Raw genomic sequence first — 17486 nt, 5'->3', positions numbered from 1 at the left:
CCGTCGGCCGCAGACGAACGGCCGACCCGCGCAGCCGGTAGGTCCGGCTGCCGCGCACCGGTCTCGCGGGCGGAGTGTCGACAGTTGCGCAGCGTGTCGAACGGCCCGCCCCCGGGTACTCCGCTTCCGGTGATCACACGGACGCACACGGTGTGCGGTCGGACGGCTTCCGTGCGTGTGAATGTCCACGGGTGCACGTTGCCGGGAGTGGTCGGGTAATTGTCGTACCGTCAGTTCATTGGCGCGACTAATGCGACAATTCGGAACGACGACGATGGTTCCGAGAAGATTCTCGGCGCCCGGGACGCGATTACGCGTTGTAGGAGGTGAGAGGTGGATGACGGCGTACGACCGCGATCTACCTGCTGTGCCGCTCACCTACGGACGCTCTCAGCAGGGCATACGTGACGCTGTGCTGTCCGATCATCACCGGAACGAGGTTGCGCAGAGTTACCGTCGTGGGTCTACGCTGTCTGCTGATCCCGATGATCCATCCATTTCTAGTGATCGAAGAGAATTCGACGTGACGAGTGCGTTGACGATGCCTACCGGTCACCAACTGGCGCCGTCCTGGCCGGAGGTGCCGACCGGTTCCCAGCCCCTGCCCTTCGAGTTGGATCACCTGCTCGCCCTCCGGGTACCGGGCCTGATCGCCACGCGCCGTCACATTCACTCGCACCCGGAGCTGTCCGGCGCGGAGTTCGAGACCGCCGCCCTGGTCGCCCGGGAACTCTCGCTGGCCGGGTTGCAGCCGCGGATGCTGCCCAAGGGCAACGGGGTGATCTGCGACATCAACGGCCGCCCGGACGGTCCCGTGATCGCGCTGCGGGCCGACATCGACGCGCTGCCGCTCACCGACGTCAAGGACGTGCCGTACCGCTCCACTGTCGACGGGGTCTGCCACGCCTGCGGTCACGACGTGCACACGACGATCATGTTGGGCGTCGGCATGCTGCTTGCGCAGCTGGCCGACCTGGGCGAGCTGCCCGGCCGGGTCAGGTTGATCTTTCAGCCCGCCGAGGAGATCCTGCCCTGCGGCTCGCTTGAGGTGATCGAGGCCGGCGGCCTCGACGACGTGGTGCAGATCTTCGCGCTGCACTGCGACCCGAACCTGCCGGTCGGCCAGGTTGGGCTGCGGGTCGGCCCGATCACCGCCGCCGCCGACAACGTCACGGTCCGCCTCACCGGCCCGGGCGGCCACACCGCCCGCCCGCACCTGACCGTGGACCTGGTCGACGCGCTCGGGCGGCTGATCACCGAGGTCCCGGCTCTGGTCAGCCGCCGGGTGCCGGCCAACAGCGGGCTGCTGCTGGTCTTCGGTCACGCCTCCGCCGGCACCCGGTACAACGTCATCCCGTCCGAGGCGTCCGCCTCCGGCACGCTGCGGGTGATGGACCGAGACGCCTGGGAGTCGGCTCCGAAGATTGTTTCGCAGGTGGTCCGGGACGTCATCGCACCGACCGGCGCCACTGTCGACCTGGAGTACCTGCGCGGTCGCCCGCCGGTCTGCAACGACGCGCGGGCCATCGGGGTGCTGAACGCGGCCACCGCCGCCGCGCTCGGCCCGGAGGGCGTCGCGGAGACCCCGCAGAGCATGGGCGGCGAGGACTTCTCCTGGTATCTGGAGTACGTCCCCGGTGCCCTGGCTCGGCTCGGGGTCGGCCGCTCCGGGCCGAACGTCGACCTGCACCGGGCGTCGTTCGACGTGGACGAACGGGCCATCCCGGCGGGCGTACGACTCATGGTGCAGACCGCGCTCCAGGCACTGGCGGCGGCGCGCTGACCCCGGGCGGTGGTGGCGCGCCGACCGGTGCGACGAGCGCCGGCACCGCCTGTCGGTTCCGGCGGCGACGGCGGGCCAGCCACCACAGCGCACCCACCGGTACGCCGAAGACCAGCAGCCACGGCAGGATCGCGCCCAGCACGGTGAGCAGGATGGTCATCGAGGACAGGAACACCTGCCAACCGCCCTTGAGACCCACCAGGAAGCCGATCTGATCCTCCTCATCGGCGACAGTGACACCCGGCCCCACCAGGGTGACGGTGATGGTGGACAGTGCGGTGAGGTCGGCCAGCCGCCGCTTCTTCGCCTCCAGCGAAGCCAGGTCGGCCTCCCGCCGGGCCAGTTCGTTCTCGATGCTCACGAGATCACTTATCGAGTCGGCCTGGGCGAGCAGCCGCCGGGCGCTCTCCACCCGGGCCCGCTGGCTGGCGATCCGGGCGTCGAGGTCGATTGTCTCCTCGGTGACGTCCTGCGTACCGATCTCTCGACGTTCCTGCCGGCCGAGGCCGGCTAGTTCCTCCACCACCGCGTAGAACCGCGGCGCCGGCACCCGCAGTTCGAGATCGGCCACCGCGTCGGCGTCGGAGCTGCGGCGCTGGTCCCCGCCGACGAAGCCGCCGGCCCGGGTGGCCGCGGCGGCGGCGTCCCGGGCGGCGACGTCCACATCGTCCACCTGCACCCTCATCGATCCGGTGTAGATGATGGACCGCTGATCGACCCGGGTGTCCGCCGCCGCGCCGGCACCGCCCTGCGCCTCGACGGCCCCACCCTGCGCCTCGGCCGGGGCCGCCGCGGGCGCCTCGGCCGCGGTGTCGGTGGCTCCCGAGTCATCGCTGCCGCCGCCGCTGCCGCAGCCGGCGAGCATCAGCAGCGCGGCAAGTGTCGCCACCGCCGTGGTCCCGTGAAAGCGGGCTCTTCCCATTCCCATTCCCATCCCCGTTCCCCTTTCAACTGCCCGAGCGGGCATTGGCTCGGACGCCACACACCACCGCGCAGGTTCCGGCAGACTGCGCTCAGGACGTCACGAATCGATATGGGAGGCATCACGATGCGGCTCACCAAGTACGCCCACTCGTGCCTGCGGGTCGAGCACGACGGGGGAGTGCTGGTCATCGACCCGGGGATGTTCAGTGAGCCGGCGCTGGCGTTGGACGGCGCCGACGCCGTGCTGGTCACCCACGAACACCCGGATCATCTCGACGTGGCCGCGGTGAACCGCCAGTTGGCCCGGCGTCCCTTCGTCATCCACGGTCCGGCGTCGCTGGCCGGCACCCTCGGCGACGCCGCCGACGTGCTGCACCCGGTGGCCCCCGGAGAGTCGTTCACCGCCGCCGGAGTCCCGGTACGCGCCCACGGCGGTCGGCACGCGGTGATCCATCCCGACATCCCGGTGATCGACAACCTCGGCTACCTGCTGAACGATGTCGTCTACCACCCTGGGGACGCTCTCTTCGTCCCGGACGACGTCCAGGTCGACACCCTCTTCGCGCCGATCCACGCGCCCTGGTCGAAGTTCTCCGAGGTGGTCGACTTCATCCGGGCGGTAGCCCCACGCCGGGTCTTCGCGCTGCACGACGCCCTGCTCAACGACAACGGCTACGCGGTGCTGGACCGGCAGTACACGGCGCTGTCCGGCAGCGAGTACCGGCGGTTGGAGCCGGGCAGTCGGATCGACGGCTGAGCCGATGCCCGAGCCCCCAGCCGACCTCGTCGAACAGCTGTACCGCACCCCACCGGACCGGTTCGTCGCCGCCCGGGACGACGCCGCCGCCCAGGCCCGCCGGTCCGGCGATCCACGAACCGCGCGGGAGATCGCCCGGTTGCGTCGGCCCACGGTGGCCGCCTGGCTGGTGAATCTGCTCGCACTGGAGCGACCGGAGCTGGTGTCCGAGCTGGCGCAGCTGGCCGAGGCGCTCCGGGAGGCCCAGCGCGAGCTGCGCGGCCCGCGCCTGCGGGAACTGTCCGCGCAGCGGCGGGCGGTGGTCGGCGCGCTGGTCACCGAGGTACGCCGACTCGCCGCCGGTGTCGAGGGTGCTCCGGCGGGCGGGAAGCTGCCGCTGGCCGAGGTCGAGGCGACCCTCAACGCCGCGCTTTCCGACGTCGAGGTGGCCGAGCAGGTGCGTTCCGGGCGGCTCCTGCGGCCGGCCCACTACGCGGGGTTCGGCGAGGTGCCCCGCCCACAGTTGCGTCTGGTCACCGGCGGGGAGGAACCGCCGCCCGCCGCCGGGGTGCGACAGCGTCCACCGGATCGGGGCGCGTTGCGGGCCGAGCAGGCGCAGCGGGCGGCCCGGGCCGAACGGACCCGTCGCCGCCAGGCGTTGGCGAAGGAACTGGACCGGGCGCGTACCGATCAGGAACGGGCCGAGACGGACCTGGCCGGCGCGGTGGCGGCCGAACGCGACGGGACGGCCGCGCTGGACGCAGTCGAGGCGGAACTTGCCGAACTGGAACGCCGTCGGGCCGTCGCCGAACAGGAACTCAGCCGCTCCCGGCTGGCCCGCCAGGCCGCCGAACGGACGCTGAGCACCGCCCGGCGGCGTGCCGGCGAGGTCGAGGCCGCGATGGAGGCGCTGGACGCCGAGGAGGGGGATGCCGACACCGACGGTTGACCGGCAGACTGGTCCCTCATGGACGGACCTTCGGGCGGATCCTTCACGTACGGACCGTCGGGTGGATCCCGCACGGGCGGACCCTCGGGCGGGGCGGGATGACGCCGGAGCAGGTCGCGGCGTTGAGCAAGCCGGCGGTGCTCGCCCTCGGTGAGGCGTACAGCAGGTGCCCCACCACGCTGCGCCGGGCTCGGCTGCTCGGCATCTCCGGATGGGCCTTCTACGTCACAGGTCGGGCCGGCGCGTTGGGTGAAGTACGGGCCGAGACCGTGGCGGCGGCGCTCGGCTTCATCGCCCCCGATGCGGTGGCCGACGGCTGGGACGCCGCCGCCCGCACGGTCCGGCCGTCCGAGGTGGCCGCTGCCAGCCTCGCCGAGTGTTGCCGGTGGGGCGAGGAGGTGCTCGGTGACCTGCCCCGCGTCGACCGACTCACGGTGCTCGTGGAACGGGCCGTCGCGGCGGCCGACGCCAGCGCGATGCCGCTCTTCGCGGCCTGGCGTGCCATGCCGCTGGACGCGACGACCCCGGGCGCCCGGCTCGCCGTCGGCCTACGCCTGCTGCGCGAGCACTTCACAGGCGCGCATCTGGTGGCCGTACGCGCCAGCGGGATGACGCCGTTGGAGGCGGTGCTGGCCGGGCCCGAGGGAGCCAGCGGCGCGATGGCCTGTGGCTGGCCGCCGCCCTACCCGCCGGTCGGACCACTGGTGCGGCGGCGGTTGTGGGCCGAGGCGATGACCGACCGGCTCGTCGCGCCGGCCTTCACCACGCTGGGGCCGACTGAGGGCGCGGAGCTGGTCGAGCTGTTGACAGTGGCGCGGACCCACACAGAGCGCTGAGAACCAGCCCATCCTGGGACGATTCTCCCCGGACCAGGGGTCGGCGCCCGGCGCCACGACGACCGGTAGCAGACTGAGCAGGTGGGAGACCCGCTACGCCGACGCGGTGCCGGTGGGCCGGGACCGCAGCTCGATGACGTAGTCGTCAGGCGCGCCGGCCTTCTCGGCGGCGTTCGCGATCTCCGAGAGGTACCAGGACGTGGGCAGGCCGCCCTCGTAGCCGTCGAAGACGTAGACCCAGGCCGTCACGTCGCCGTCGAGCGTCGAGACGCGCACCGTCAGCTTCCGGTACGTGCCGGAGGTGACGCCCTCGATCTCGTCCAACTGGGCCGCGTCGTACGGGTGGATGTCGTAGAGCGCCACGAAAACCCGGTCGCCTGGCGACTCGACAACTGTGCTGACCGCGCCCTCCCAGCCGATGACGTCCTCACCGGCGAAGGTGAGCCGCCAGCCTTCCAACCAGCCGATGCCCACCATCGGCGAGTGCGGGCAGTAGGCACGCATTCGAGCGGGGTCCAGGTTCGAGCCGTAGGCGGCGTAATGACGCACGGCGATGACGATAGCCCGGCCGGCGCGTGGGGGAGAATACGACGGTGCGTGTCGGACGCGTCGGGGAGAAGAAAGTCACTGTGAGCATGGAGGAAGGTCGATAGTGGTGAGCCGGATCGTGATCATCGGCGGGGGGCCGGCGGGCTACGAGGCGGCACTTGTGGCGGCTCAGCTGGACGCCGACGTCACAGTCGTGGAGGCCGAGGGCGCGGGGGGTGCCTGCGTGCTGTCCGACTGCGTGCCGTCGAAGACCTTCATCGCCAGCTCGGAGGTGGTGACCGGTTACCGGGACACCGAGGTGTTCGGGGTGCACTCCGACGGGTTGGAGGCGGTCACCGTCGACGCGCGGGCGGTGAACGACCGGGTCAAGCGGCTCGCCCTGGCGCAGTCCGGTGACATCCACGCGAAGCTGGTCAAGGCCGGGGTCACCTTCGTGTCCGGGCGTGCCCGTCTCGGCGAGGACACGCTCGGTCACACCCACCGGGTCATCGTCACGCCCGACGGTGAGGAGGCGGCGTACGCCATCGACGCCTCGACGGTGCTGATCGCCACCGGCGCCACGCCCCGCCAGCTACCCACCGCGCTGCCCGACGGCGAACGCATCCTGACCTGGCGGCAGGTCTACGACCTGCCCGAGCTGCCGGAGCACCTGATCGTCGTCGGTTCCGGCGTGACCGGCGCGGAGTTCGCCAGCGCCTACCTCGCGATGGGTGTCGAGGTGACCCTGGTCTCCAGCCGTGACCGGGTGATGCCGCACGAGGACGCCGACGCCGCGCAGGCGATCGAGCGGGTCTTCCGGACCCGGGGCATGAGCATCCTGAACAACTCCCGCGCCGAGAGCGTCCGGCGCGTCGGCGACGGCGTCGAGGTCGAGCTCTCCGACGGTCGTACGGTCTCCGGGTCCCACGCCCTCATCGCTGTCGGCTCCATCCCCAACACCGCCGAGCTGGGCCTGGCCGAGTACGGCGTCGAACTGGCCCGGGGCGGCTACGTGACGGTGGACCGGGTGTCCCGGACCAACGTGCCAGGCATCTACGCGGCCGGCGACTGCACCGGGGTGCTGCCGCTGGCCAGCGTCGCCGCGATGCAGGGGCGGATCGCGATGTGGCACGCGCTCGGTGAGGCGGTCCGACCGCTGCGGCTGCGTACCGTCTCCGCGAACGTCTTCACCGACCCGGAGCTGGCCACCGTCGGGGTCTCGCAGGACGAGGTGGACGCCGGGAAGGTGCCGGCGCGTCAGGTGATGCTCCCGCTCGGCGGCAACGCCCGGGCGAAGATGGACGAGATCCCGGACGGCTTCGTCAAGCTGTTCTGCCGCCCGGCCAGCGGCCAGGTGATCGGCGGCGTGGTGGTCGCCCCGAAGGCAAGTGAGCTGGTCATGCCGATCACGCTGGCGGTGGAGAACAACCTGACGGTCAACGAGCTGGCCCAGACCATCACCATCTACCCCAGCCTCTCCGGCTCGGTCACCGAAGCGGCCCGCCAGTTGATGCTCCACGAACTGGAGTAGGCGGCGACGACTGTGAGCAGGGCCACCTCGGCGAGGATGAGGGCCCGTTCGATCAGGCCGTAGTAGGCGCGGTCACCGGGGTAGGCGGACCAGGCCATCACGACGGCGAGCAGCAGGCTGGTCACGGTCAGGGCGCGCAGCCAGCGACCGGCACGGGCGCCGTTGGGCAGCCGGGCGGCGAGCAACCAGCCGGCGACCGGCAGCGCCAGGAAGGCGACCACCGAGGCGTACCTGTGCACGTAGGCGGCGGTACCCATGTCGGTGCCGGGCGGATTTGTCGGCACCAGGCCGGACACCAGCAGCCCGCCCGCCCAGACCGCCAGCAGCCACTCGGCCGACCGGCCCGGGTGCTCGACCGGGGCGGGCCCACCCGACTCCCGGTGATCCAGCCGACCCAGCGCCGGAATGAGCACTGCGGAAGCGCCGGCGAGCAGCAGCATCGCCACGTGGATGACACCGCCGGAGTCGGAGACGGCGTAGTCGCTGACGGTCAGACTGACCGGGTCCAGGTCGCTGACACCGGCATGACCGATGACGGTGAGCACCGCCGCGAGGACGATCCCACCGAGGGCCAGTGCACCGCTGTTCCGGATTCCAGGCATGTCTCAGCCTGTCGTCGTCGGCACCCCAGGCGGATCCGGGACGAGCACCGAATTCCGACCCCGGGACCACCCCGACGGGACATCCGGCTTTTCCCCCGGATGACCGACTCGACCGGGTGGTCGGCGGTCAGTCGACGGGAGCCTCCGCCGGGGTCAGCCGCGCGGTGACCGCGGCCAACGCCCAGCCGGTCAACGCGAAACCGGCGGCGGCCACCGCCGCGACGACGAGCATCCGCCAGGCGGACCCGGTCAACGCCGCGCCGCCCAGGTGGCCCACCAACCCGCCGTACGACGCCCAGCCCGCAGCCGCGACGCCGGCACAGGGCATGAAGAACCGCACCGGGTACCGGCTGCGGCCGGCGGCGAAGCAGGCGGCCATCCGGCCACCTGGCACGAACCGGCAGAGCAGGATCATCATCGGCCCGGGACGGCGCAGGCCCCGGGTGAGCCGGCCGGCCATCCGCCGGGCGGCACCGGTGCCCGGCGGTCGGGGCGGCCGGCGTCCCGACGCGTACCGGCCGAGCAGGTAACAGGCCAGATCCCCGGCGAGTACGCCGAGCGCGCCGACGGTGACTGTCGTTGGCAGGCTCAGCCCGCCGTACACGGTGAGTGCGCCGCCGGTGAGCATCAGGAGCTGGGTGGGCACCACCGGGACGAAGGCGTCCACGGCCAGCAGGGTGAACAACGCGAGGTACGCCAGGTCGGGCGATGCCACCTGGGTGAGCAGTTCAGGCACCGGGTCACCTCGCGGAGTTTCCGAACGAATACGTACCGAGCCTGACGCGGTGTCCGGCGTCACCCGCAACCGGCCCTGGCCGGCCGTGACCAGTGACACCTCGGCCCGGGCGGCGGAACAACGCCGGCACCGTCCGGTCCACCTGAGCATATCGATGAAGGTTGACGGCGAGGCGCGGTCGCCGAAATCTCCTCCGGCGGCGTACCGTTGTCGGCGCGCGGCCCGGCGAGCGTCGGGTCCCCCGTTCCTGATGCCCGGGCCGCCGCCGGGCCGCTGGCAGGTCCCGTGCCAGCGGCCCGGTTTTAACGAGGTGCGACGGTGCGCGGGACGGGCGTACCCTCCCCGCATGTGCAGTGTGGTGTTGACGACGACGCCGGGGAAGCCTGGCGCGCCGCACTGACGTCTTCGTCTACCGAGTGCCCCGGGCGATCCGCCCGGGGCACTCGTGCGTCGTGGGTGAAGGGTCGTGCCGGGGCCTCCCCGTCAAGGAGCCTGACATGATCGACCATCGCCGACTCGGCCGTGACCTGGACCTGTTCGCCACCGACCCGCTCTCCGGCGCCGGCCTGCCGATCTGGCTGCCGGCCGGCGCCGCCGCCCGGCACGCCGTCGAGGAGTACCTGCGCGAGCTGGAGCGCCGGGCCGGCTACCAGCAGGTGTACACCCCGCCGTTGGGCCGGCGGGAACTGTTCGAGGTCTCCGGGCATCTCGGCTACTTCGCCGCCGAGATGTTCCCTCCGATGCGGCCGGGGGAGGCAGACGACGAGCTGATGCTTCGCCCGGCGCTCTGCCCGCACCACGCGCTCGTCTACCGGTCCCGTGGTCGTTCGTACCGGGAACTGCCACTGCGGGTCTCAGAGATCGGGGGCATGTACCGGGCGGAACGCTCGGGGGTGCTCGGTGGGCTCTCCCGGGTACGCGCCATCACCCTCAACGACGCGCACAACTTCTGTGCCCTGGAACAGGTCGGCCAGGAGGTCTCGGAGATCCTGCGGCTGATCCGGGCCGCGCACGCCGCGTTGGGCGTACGGCCGGCGGGGGTACGGCTGTCGCTGCGCGGGCCGGGGGAGAAGTACGTAGGCGACGACGCGCAGTGGGCGCGGGCCGAGGATCTGCTCCGCGCCGCCCTCGACGGGGTGCCGTACACCGAGGCGTCAGGTGAGGCCGCGTTCTACGGCCCGAAGATCGACATTCAGGTGCGGGACGCGGCCGAGCGCGAGTACACCCTCTCCACCGTCCAGCTCGACTTCGACAAGCCGGAGCGGTTCGATCTGTCGTACACCGACACCGACGGTGCCCGACGGCGTCCGGTGATGGTGCATCGCAGCCTGGCCGGCAGCATGGAGCGGCTCTTCGCGTACCTGATCGAGGTGCACGCGGGGGCCTTCCCGCCCTGGTACGCCCCGGTGCACCTGGTCGTCCTGCCGGTCGGCGACGACCAGGCGGAGGCCGCTGTCGACCTGGCCCGCCGGGCCACCGAGGCGGGGCTGCGGGTCGAGGTCGACCACGGCGGGTCACTCGGTGCCCGGGTCCGCGACGCGGTACGCCGCCGGATTCCGTACGCCGCGGTGGTGGGTGCCCGGGAGGCGGCCGACGGCCGGGTGGCGTTGCGGCTGCGGGACGGACGCCTGCTGGAGCCGCGGCCGGTGCCGGAGGTGATCGGGCTGATCGACGCCGTGGTGGCCGCCCGCTCCGGCGACCTGCTGCCGGCCCGCTGAGAGGTTGTCGGGAAACCTCGCGGCGGCTGGACGCCGCCTCGCCCGCCCCGGGGTCCGGCTCACGGTCCGACCGCGACCGCGACGGCGGCGGCGAGAAACACGACCTGCAGCACGGTACGGATGCCGAGCGGTGTGACCGGTCGGCCGGCGAGGGTGAGTCGGCGGCGGGCGGCGGAGATGTTCGCGGGGAACATGGCCAGCAGCAGCAGGGCCAGTCCGACTGCGGCCCAGCGGGCGGTGGCCGGCACGAGCAGCCCGACCGCGCCCGCGAGTTCCAGCACCCCGGTCACCGTGACCAGCAGTTCCGGCCGGGGCAGCCGGGGCGGCACCATGGCGATCAGGTCCCGCCGACGAACGCCGACGAAGTGCACGATCCCGGTGGTGACGAACATGAGCGCCAGCCCGACGCGCAGCGCCGGATGCCATCCGTCGAGCGCGGTGAGCCCGGCCAGGCCGACGAGCCGGGCCAGCGCGGTGCCGGTGATCAGGGCGATCAGCGGAGCCATCGATACCTCCTCGAACCGCAAATCTTGTCGCTGTCAAGATTGCCGCCGGGGTGGGCATCTTGTCAATGGCAAGATAGGGTGTGGTGATGAGCGACACCCGCGGCTACCACCACGGAGACCTGCGCCGCACCCTGCTCACCGCAGCCGTGCAGGCGATCGAGGAGTCAGGTCCGGCGGCGCTGAGTCTGCGCGATCTGGCCCGCCGGGCCGGCGTCTCGCACGCCGCACCGGCACACCATTTCGGCGACCGCGCCGGACTGTTCACCGCGATCGCGGTGCAGGGCTTCGACACCCTCGCCGCGGCGCTCGCCGAGGCCGGCGACGAACTGCTGGATCTCGGCGTGGCCTACGTGGAGTTCGCCGTCAGGCATCGCGCGCACTTCGAGGTGATGTTCCATCCCGATCTCCACCGGGCCGACGACGCCGAGCTGCGGGCCGCCCGGGAACGGTCCGGTGCCGTCCTGCGCGCCGGGCTGGCGCACCGGTCCGCCCGCCCCGAGCCAGCCGCCGACGGGCCGCAGGGGGACGTCCTGGCGGCCTGGTCGATTGTGCACGGCTTCGCCACCCTCTGGCTGGCCGGCGCACTTCCCGCCGGGCTGGGCGAGGACCCGGGTGCCGCCGCCCGGTCGGTGATCCGGCATCTCTTCACCCCGGCGGCGGGCACCGACTGACCGTCAGCCGGTGCCCGCCCAGACCTCACCAACTGGTCGGCAGCGGCATCCCCTCGGTGTAACCGGCGGTGCTCTGCACACCGACAAGCACCCGCTCGTGGAACTCGTCAAGGCTGCGTGCACCGGCGTAGGTGAACGCGCTACGCACCCCCGAGATGATCTCGTCGATCAGGTCCTCCACGCCGGGGCGGGTCGGATCCAGGTACATCCGGGCCGACGAGATGCCCTCCTCGAAGATCGCCTTGCGGGCACGGTCGTAGGGGCTGTCGTCACCGGTACGCGCGCTCACCGCCCGCGCCGAGGCCATGCCGAAGCTCTCCTTGTAACGCCTGCCGTCCTCGTCGGTGTAGAGGTCACCGGGGGACTCGTAGGTGCCGGCGAACCAGGAGCCGATCATCACGTTCGACGCCCCGGCGGCCAGCGCCAGCGCCACGTCCCGGGGGTGCCGCACGCCGCCGTCGGCCCAGACGTGGCGGCCCAGGTCCCGGGCGGCAGCGGCACAGTCGAGTACCGCCGAGAACTGCGGCCTACCGACCCCGGTCATCATCCTGGTGGTGCACATCGCGCCCGGACCGACCCCGACCTTGATGATGTCGGCCCCCGCGTCGACCAGATCGCGTACCCCGTCGGCGGTGACCACGTTGCCGGCCGCCACCGGCACGCCCGGGTCGAGGCCACGCACCGTCCGCAGGGCCGAGATCATCCGTTCCTGGTGGCCGTGCGCGGTGTCCACGACAAGCGTGTCCACCCCGGCCTCCAGCAGGGCCTTCGCCTTGCCCGCCACGTCGCCGTTGATGCCCACCGCCGCCGCGATCCGCAGCCGGCCCTGGGCGTCCACCGCCGGCCTGTAGAGCGTCGCCCGCAACGCACCGGGACGGGTGAGCACGCCGACCAGCCGGCCCGCGTCGTCGACCACCGGAGCGAGTCGTCGCCGGCCCGCCGAGAGCCGGTCGAAGCCGGTACGCGGATCCGCGTCGACGGGCACCGTGTGCAGCTCGGTGGACATCACGTGCCGCAGCTGCGTGAACCGGTCCACGCTGACCGTGTCGGCCTCGGTCACCACGCCCATCGGCCGGCCGTCGTCGTCGACCACGATCACCGCACCGTACGCCCGCTTGGGCAGCAGGTGGATGGCGTCACCGACGGTGTCGTTGGGGCCCAGCGCGATAGCCGTGTCGTGCACCAGGTGCCGCTGCTTGACCCAGGCGACCACCTCCGCCACCACGTCGATCGGGATGTCCTGCGGGATCACCACGATGCCGCCGCGTCGGGCCACCGTCTCGGCCATCCGTCGGCCGGCGACCGCTGTCATGTTCGCCACCACCAGCGGGATGGTGGTACCGGTGCCGTCGCCGGTGGCCAGATCCACGTCGAGCCGCGACCCCACCTCCGAGCGGGCCGGGGCCATGAAGACGTCGTTGTAGGTCAGGTCGTATCCGGGCGTCGCGCCATTGAGGAACCGCACCCGGCCATCATGACTCAGCTCAGCACCAGGGCCACCGCCACTGCGACCATCACCACCGCGATCACGCCGTCGAGCACCTGCCAGACCCGCCGGCGCGCGAGCAGCGGAGCGAGGCGGTACGCGCCCGCGCCGAGCACCGTGAACCAGAGCACACTGGCCACCGTCGCACCGACGCCGAACAGCCAACGGTGCGGATGCTGCTGGGCGATGCCGCCGAGGAGCAACACCGTGTCGAGGTAGACGTGCGGGTTGAGGTAGGTGAAGGCGAGACAGGCCAGCAGGGTCGGGCCGAGCCGGGCCGGTGGCCGGTCGGCCGGCGTGAGTGCGGCGGGCCGCAACGCCCGACGGGCGGCGAGTGCCGCGTACCCGAGGAGGAAGGCCGCCCCGCCCCAGCGGATCGCGCTGAGCAGGACCGGGCGTCCGGCCACCACCGAGCCCACCCCGGCGATGCCCACACCGATCAGCAGCGCGTCGGAGAGCGCGCAGGTCAGCACCACCGGCACCACGTGTTCCCGGCGTAGGCCCTGGCGCAGCACGAAGGCGTTCTGCGCGCCGATGGCGACGATGAGGGCGATGGACAGGGAGAAGCCGGCGACGACGGAGGTGAGCATGACGGTGACGGTAGAAGTGCCGCTGCTGATGAGTCCAGCTAAAGATTCTTCATCTGGTTAAGCTCAGCTACGTGAGCGGTCTCGACTCCACCCAGCTCCGTACGCTCGCGGCGATCGTCAGCGAGGGCAGCTTCGAGGCGGCGGCCGGCCTGCTGCACGTCACGCCGTCGGCGGTCAGCCAACGGATCAAGGCGTTGGAGGAGACCGTCGGGCAGGTGCTCGTCCGCCGGCACCGACCCTGTGACGCCACCGAGGCCGGCCGACCGCTGCTCCGCCTCGCCGGGCAGCTCGCACTCCTCGAACGGGAGGCGCTGGCCGACGCCCGAGGACCGCTCGGCGGCGACCAGAGCCGTACCCGGGTCGCCATAGTGGTCAACGCCGACTCGCTGGCCACCTGGTTCCCGGCCGCCCTGGCCCGGCTGCCCGAGCAGCCGGAACTCTCCTTCGACATCCGGCAGGACGACCAGGACCACACCGCCGAGCTGCTGCGCGCGGGCACCGTCACCGCAGCGGTCACCGCCCAGCGGGAAGCGGTGCAGGGCTGCCGGGTACGCCGGCTCGGCGCAATGCGCTACCGGGCCCTGGCCACGCCCGCGCTTGCCGACCGATGGTTCGCCGACGGGCTTACCCGCACGTCGGCAGCTGCCGCGCCGGTGGTGGTCTTCGACCGCAAGGACCGCATCCAGCACCGCTTCCTGCGTACCGTGACCGGGCGCGCCCTCGACCCGCCCGTGCACTACGTGCCGTCGGTGCCGGCCTTCAACGAGTCGATCCGGCTCGGACTCGGCTGGGGGCTGATGGCCGAGCAACTCGCCGACGCCGACGTCGCCGCCGGCCGCTGCGTGGACATCGCACCCGGCCGGGTGCTCGACGTCCCGCTCTACTGGCAGCACTGGCGACTCGACTCGCAGGTGCTGACCGCGCTGACCGCAGCCGTCTGCGGCGTCGCCGCCGAAACCCTCCGCTGAACCCGGCGTCACACCTCAGACGATGGTGCAGATCGCCGCGCCAGCGGTGATCACCGCACCGACCTCGGCCGAGAGCCCGCTTACCGTGCCGGCCTTGTGCGCGTGCAGAGGCTGCTCCATCTTCATCGCCTCCAGCACCACGACCAGATCACCCTCGGCGACCGTGTCGCCGTCGGCCACCGCGATCTTCACGATGGTGCCCTGCATGGGCGAGGTCAGCGAATCACCGCTCGCCGCCGCGCCCACAGTGGTCCCGCCACCCCGGCGGGTGGGCTTTCGCGCGGCCGGCGCGGAACCGGCGGTGGCGGCGCCGAGCCCGGCGGGAAGGCTCACCTCCAGCCGCTTGCCGCCCACCTCCACCACGACTGTCTCGCGCTCGGCCGGGCCGGCGAGGGCCCCGGCGATGGCGGTGAACGGCGGCACGGTGTTGTCGAACTCTGTCTCGATCCACCGGGTGTGCACCTTGAACGGCTCGGCGGTGAACGCCGGATCGCGCACCACCAGCCGGTGGAACGGCAGCGCGGTGGCCATCCCGTCGACCACCATCTCGTCAAGCGCCCGGCGAGCCCGCTCCAACGCCTCGGTCCGGGTCTCACCGGTGACGATGACCTTGGCCAGCAGGGAGTCGAAGTTGCCGCCGATCACGTCACCGGCCGATATGCCGGTGTCCACCCGTACCCCGGGGCCGGTGGGCAGCCGCAGCGCGGTGACCGTGCCGGGGGCGGGCAGGAAGTTGCGGCCCGGATCCTCGCCGTTGATCCGGAACTCGATGGCGTGCCCGCGCGGGATCGGATCCTCGGTGAACCGCAGCTTCTCGCCGTCGGCGATGCGGAACTGCTCGCGGACCAGGTCGATGCCGGCGGTCTCCTCGGTGACCGGGTGCTCCACCTGGAGGCGGGTGTTGACCTCCAGGAAGGAGATGGTGCCGTCGTTGCCGACCAGGTACTCGACAGTGCCGGCACCGTGATAGCCGGCCTCCCGGCAGATCGCCTTGGCGCTGTCGTGGATCTGGGCCCGCTGCGCGGCGGTGAGGAACGGCGCCGGTGCCTCCTCGACAAGCTTCTGGTGGCGGCGCTGCAACGAGCAGTCCCGGGTGCCCACCACGATCACGTTGCCGTGCTGGTCGGCGAGGACCTGCGCCTCCACGTGGCGGGGCTGGTCGAGGTACCGCTCGACGAAGCACTCGCCCCGGCCGAACGCGGCCACCGCCTCCCGGGTGGCCGATTCGAACAGCTGCGGAATCTCCTCCATTGTGCGGGCCACCTTCAGCCCGCGCCCGCCGCCGCCGAAGGCCGCCTTGATCGCCACCGGCAGGCCGTGATCGATCGCGAAGGCCATCACCTCGTCGGGGCTGCCGACCGGGTCCGCGGTGCCGGGGACCAGCGGGGCGCCGGCCCGCTGGGCGATGTGCCGGGCGGTCACCTTGTCACCCAGGTCGCGGATCGCCTGCGGGGTGGGACCGATCCAGGTCAGACCGGCGTCGATGACCGCCTGGGCGAAGTCGGCGTTCTCGGAGAGGAATCCGTACCCGGGATGTACCGCGTCCGCGCCTGACCGGCCGGCGATGTCGATCAGCTTGTCGATGCGCAGGTAGGAATCCGCAGCGGTGTCACCACCCAGGGCGTACGCTTCGTCGGCGAGTGTGGCGTGCAGGGCGTCCCGGTCGGAGTCGGCGTACACCGCGACGCTGCCCAGGCCCGCGTCCCGGCAGGCGCGGATGACCCGGACGGCGATCTCGCCACGGTTGGCGATGAGTACCTTGCGCACCTTGGTGGCTCCTCCCGGCGGGTTACTGACCGGGAGTTTATCTGTCACCCCGACGGCCCTAACGATCGCTCAGTGTGGGATGGCGCACTGCCCGCCACAGTTAATTGAGCGGCGTGGTGTCGTACGGATGTGGTCGAGTGCCGGTGACGATGATGGCCGACACACGGCCACGAGCGGGGAGCAGGACATGATCGAGACCAGAGGGCTGCGGAAGTCGTTCCGCAGCCGGGCCGGTCGGGAGACGAAGACCGTCGAGGCGGTACGCGGCGTCGACCTGGACGTGCCGGCCGGTGAGATCTTCGGGTTCCTCGGCCCGAACGGTGCCGGCAAGACCACCACGCTGCGGATGCTGGCGACGCTTATCGAGCCCGACGGCGGCCAGGCCACTATCGCCGGCGCCGACCTGCTGAAGGACCCGGGCGAGGTACGTCGCCGGATCGGCTACGTCGCCCAGGGCGGGAGCACCTGGGACGAATCAACAGGCCGCGAGGAACTGGTGCTCCAGGCCCGGATGTACGGCATCGGCAAGGCCGAGGCGCACCGACGGGCCGCCCGCGCGCTGGAGGCGTTCCAGCTCGCCGAGTTCGCCGACCGCAAGTGCAAGACCTATTCAGGTGGGCAGCGGCGTCGGGTCGAGATCGCGCTCGGCATCATCCACGAGCCGAAGATCGTCTTCCTGGACGAGCCCACCACCGGGCTCGACCCGCAGAGCCGGGCCCACATGTGGGACGAGATCCGGCGGCTGCGCGCCGACGGGATGACGGTCTTCATCACCACCCACTACCTGGACGAGGCCGACGCGCTCTGCGACCGCATCGCGATCATGGATCATGGCGAGCTGGTCGCCGAGGGCACGCCGACCGACCTCAAGCGGGAGATCTCCGGCGATGTGGTGCAGGTCGGCCTGGATGTCACCGCCACCGGCGAGGCCGAGAAGCTGCTCGACGGCGAGGAGTACGTGAACCGGCTGGAACTGCTCGACGAGGGCGGCCTGCGGCTCTTCGTCGACGAGGGCGCCACAGCCATCCCGCGGATCCTGCGCCGGATCGACGCGGCAGGGCTCGACCTCAAGTCGATCGAGCTGCACCGCCCGAGCCTCGACGACGTCTTCCTCACCAAGACCGGCCGCTCGCTGCGCGAGTCCTGACCCGACCC

Annotated in this window: 17 protein-coding genes; 9 read left to right on the top strand and 8 right to left on the bottom strand. The window is 71.8% G+C overall.

Annotated features, from left to right (window positions below; genetic code table 11):
• Positions 1-523: 523 nt before the first annotated feature.
• Positions 524-1783, top strand: coding sequence for an amidohydrolase (locus Van01_RS10190; RefSeq protein ID WP_099847589.1), 1260 nt, complete (start codon positions 524-526; stop codon positions 1781-1783).
• Here Van01_RS10190 and Van01_RS10185 read toward each other — a convergent pair.
• A complete protein-coding gene (locus Van01_RS10185; protein ID WP_204004831.1) occupies positions 1740-2711 on the bottom strand; it encodes a DUF4349 domain-containing protein in 972 nt (323 codons plus the stop codon). The genes Van01_RS10190 and Van01_RS10185 overlap by 44 nt on opposite strands.
• A 120-nt stretch (positions 2712-2831) precedes the next feature.
• Here Van01_RS10185 and Van01_RS10180 point away from each other — a divergent pair, with 120 nt between their 5' ends.
• From Van01_RS10180 to Van01_RS10170, 3 genes are all read left to right on the top strand, one after another.
• Complete coding sequence (locus Van01_RS10180; protein ID WP_099852291.1) at positions 2832-3464, top strand: MBL fold metallo-hydrolase; 633 nt, start codon at positions 2832-2834, stop codon at positions 3462-3464.
• 4 nt (positions 3465-3468) lie between these two features.
• A complete protein-coding gene (locus Van01_RS10175) occupies positions 3469-4392 on the top strand; it encodes a serine/threonine-protein kinase (protein WP_204004828.1) in 924 nt (307 codons plus the stop codon).
• A gap of 98 nt (positions 4393-4490) precedes the next feature.
• A complete protein-coding gene (locus Van01_RS10170; protein ID WP_204004825.1) occupies positions 4491-5228 on the top strand; it encodes an SCO6745 family protein in 738 nt (245 codons plus the stop codon).
• 93 nt (positions 5229-5321) lie between these two features.
• Here Van01_RS10170 and Van01_RS10165 read toward each other — a convergent pair whose 3' ends face one another.
• Complete coding sequence (locus Van01_RS10165) at positions 5322-5777, bottom strand: gamma-glutamylcyclotransferase (protein ID WP_093406228.1); 456 nt, start codon at positions 5775-5777, stop codon at positions 5322-5324.
• A 106-nt stretch (positions 5778-5883) separates the two neighbouring features.
• Here Van01_RS10165 and Van01_RS10160 point away from each other — a divergent pair, with 106 nt between their 5' ends.
• Complete coding sequence (locus Van01_RS10160; RefSeq protein ID WP_204004822.1) at positions 5884-7287, top strand: NAD(P)H-quinone dehydrogenase; 1404 nt, start codon at positions 5884-5886, stop codon at positions 7285-7287.
• Here the strand turns inward: Van01_RS10160 and Van01_RS10155 are convergent.
• Together Van01_RS10155 and Van01_RS10150 are read right to left on the bottom strand one after the other, a co-directional pair.
• Positions 7221-7889 carry a DUF998 domain-containing protein gene (locus Van01_RS10155; protein ID WP_204004819.1) on the bottom strand — a complete coding sequence of 223 codons (669 nt, stop codon included), beginning with the start codon at positions 7887-7889 and terminating at the stop codon, positions 7221-7223. The genes Van01_RS10160 and Van01_RS10155 overlap by 67 nt on opposite strands.
• Before the next feature lie 127 nt (positions 7890-8016).
• Complete coding sequence (locus Van01_RS10150) at positions 8017-8625, bottom strand: DedA family protein (protein ID WP_204004806.1); 609 nt, start codon at positions 8623-8625, stop codon at positions 8017-8019.
• Positions 8626-9122: 497 nt separating this feature from the next.
• Here Van01_RS10150 and thrS point away from each other — a divergent pair, with 497 nt between their 5' ends.
• Positions 9123-10343, top strand: a complete 1221-nt coding sequence (gene thrS / locus Van01_RS10145; RefSeq protein WP_204004790.1) for a threonine--tRNA ligase — start codon at positions 9123-9125, stop codon at positions 10341-10343.
• Positions 10344-10402: 59 nt separating this feature from the next.
• On the opposite strand, the gene Van01_RS10140 is transcribed toward thrS, so the two are convergent.
• Positions 10403-10849: a DoxX family protein gene (locus Van01_RS10140; protein ID WP_204004787.1), complete on the bottom strand. Its 447-nt coding sequence runs from the start codon at positions 10847-10849 to the stop codon at positions 10403-10405.
• An 86-nt stretch (positions 10850-10935) separates the two neighbouring features.
• On the opposite strand from Van01_RS10140, the gene Van01_RS10135 reads away from it, so the two are divergent.
• Positions 10936-11520 (top strand): TetR/AcrR family transcriptional regulator, encoded by a 585-nt coding sequence (locus Van01_RS10135; protein WP_204004784.1) that lies wholly within the window; start codon positions 10936-10938, stop codon positions 11518-11520.
• Between the two features lie 25 nt (positions 11521-11545).
• Here the strand turns inward: Van01_RS10135 and Van01_RS10130 are convergent, their stop codons facing one another.
• Both Van01_RS10130 and Van01_RS10125 read right to left on the bottom strand, forming a co-directional pair.
• Positions 11546-12985, bottom strand: coding sequence for a GuaB1 family IMP dehydrogenase-related protein (locus tag Van01_RS10130; RefSeq protein WP_204004781.1), 1440 nt, complete (start codon positions 12983-12985; stop codon positions 11546-11548).
• Between the two features lie 14 nt (positions 12986-12999).
• A complete protein-coding gene (locus tag Van01_RS10125) occupies positions 13000-13596 on the bottom strand; it encodes a LysE/ArgO family amino acid transporter (RefSeq protein ID WP_204004777.1) in 597 nt (198 codons plus the stop codon).
• A 71-nt stretch (positions 13597-13667) separates the two neighbouring features.
• Here Van01_RS10125 and Van01_RS10120 point away from each other — a divergent pair, with 71 nt between their 5' ends.
• Positions 13668-14564: a LysR family transcriptional regulator ArgP gene (locus Van01_RS10120; protein ID WP_204004774.1), complete on the top strand. Its 897-nt coding sequence runs from the start codon at positions 13668-13670 to the stop codon at positions 14562-14564.
• Between the two features lie 15 nt (positions 14565-14579).
• On the opposite strand, the gene Van01_RS10115 is transcribed toward Van01_RS10120, so the two are convergent.
• Positions 14580-16331, bottom strand: coding sequence for an acetyl/propionyl/methylcrotonyl-CoA carboxylase subunit alpha (locus tag Van01_RS10115; protein ID WP_204004759.1), 1752 nt, complete (start codon positions 16329-16331; stop codon positions 14580-14582).
• A 187-nt stretch (positions 16332-16518) separates the two neighbouring features.
• On the opposite strand from Van01_RS10115, the gene Van01_RS10110 reads away from it, so the two are divergent.
• Entirely contained in the window at positions 16519-17478 is a 960-nt protein-coding gene (locus Van01_RS10110; RefSeq protein WP_204004756.1) for an ATP-binding cassette domain-containing protein, read from the top strand.
• Positions 17479-17486: the final 8 nt, after the last annotated feature.

It is taken from the genome of Micromonospora andamanensis, assembly GCF_016863495.1.
Classification (GTDB): Bacteria; Actinomycetota; Actinomycetes; order Mycobacteriales; family Micromonosporaceae; genus Micromonospora; species Micromonospora andamanensis.
The sequence above is the reverse complement of the archived record's forward strand: the minus strand, read 5'-3'. Positions and strand labels throughout refer to the sequence as shown.

Bases quoted from the DNA above. Each gene is read 5' to 3' on its own strand.
- Van01_RS10140 (WP_204004787.1), bottom strand. From the start codon at position 10,849: ATGGCTCCGCTGATCGCCCTGATCACCGGCACCGCGCTGGCCCGGCTC.
- Van01_RS10135 (WP_204004784.1), top strand. From the start codon at position 10,936: ATGAGCGACACCCGCGGCTACCACCACGGAGACCTGCGCCGCACCCTG.
- Van01_RS10170 (WP_204004825.1), top strand. From the start codon at position 4,491: ATGACGCCGGAGCAGGTCGCGGCGTTGAGCAAGCCGGCGGTGCTCGCC.
- Van01_RS10155 (WP_204004819.1), bottom strand. From the start codon at position 7,889: ATGCCTGGAATCCGGAACAGCGGTGCACTGGCCCTCGGTGGGATCGTC.
- Van01_RS10110 (WP_204004756.1), top strand. From the start codon at position 16,519: ATGATCGAGACCAGAGGGCTGCGGAAGTCGTTCCGCAGCCGGGCCGGT.
- Van01_RS10185 (WP_204004831.1), bottom strand. From the start codon at position 2,711: ATGGGAATGGGAAGAGCCCGCTTTCACGGGACCACGGCGGTGGCGACA.
- Van01_RS10180 (WP_099852291.1), top strand. From the start codon at position 2,832: ATGCGGCTCACCAAGTACGCCCACTCGTGCCTGCGGGTCGAGCACGAC.
- Van01_RS10125 (WP_204004777.1), bottom strand. From the start codon at position 13,596: ATGCTCACCTCCGTCGTCGCCGGCTTCTCCCTGTCCATCGCCCTCATC.
- thrS (WP_204004790.1), top strand. From the start codon at position 9,123: ATGATCGACCATCGCCGACTCGGCCGTGACCTGGACCTGTTCGCCACC.
- Van01_RS10175 (WP_204004828.1), top strand. From the start codon at position 3,469: ATGCCCGAGCCCCCAGCCGACCTCGTCGAACAGCTGTACCGCACCCCA.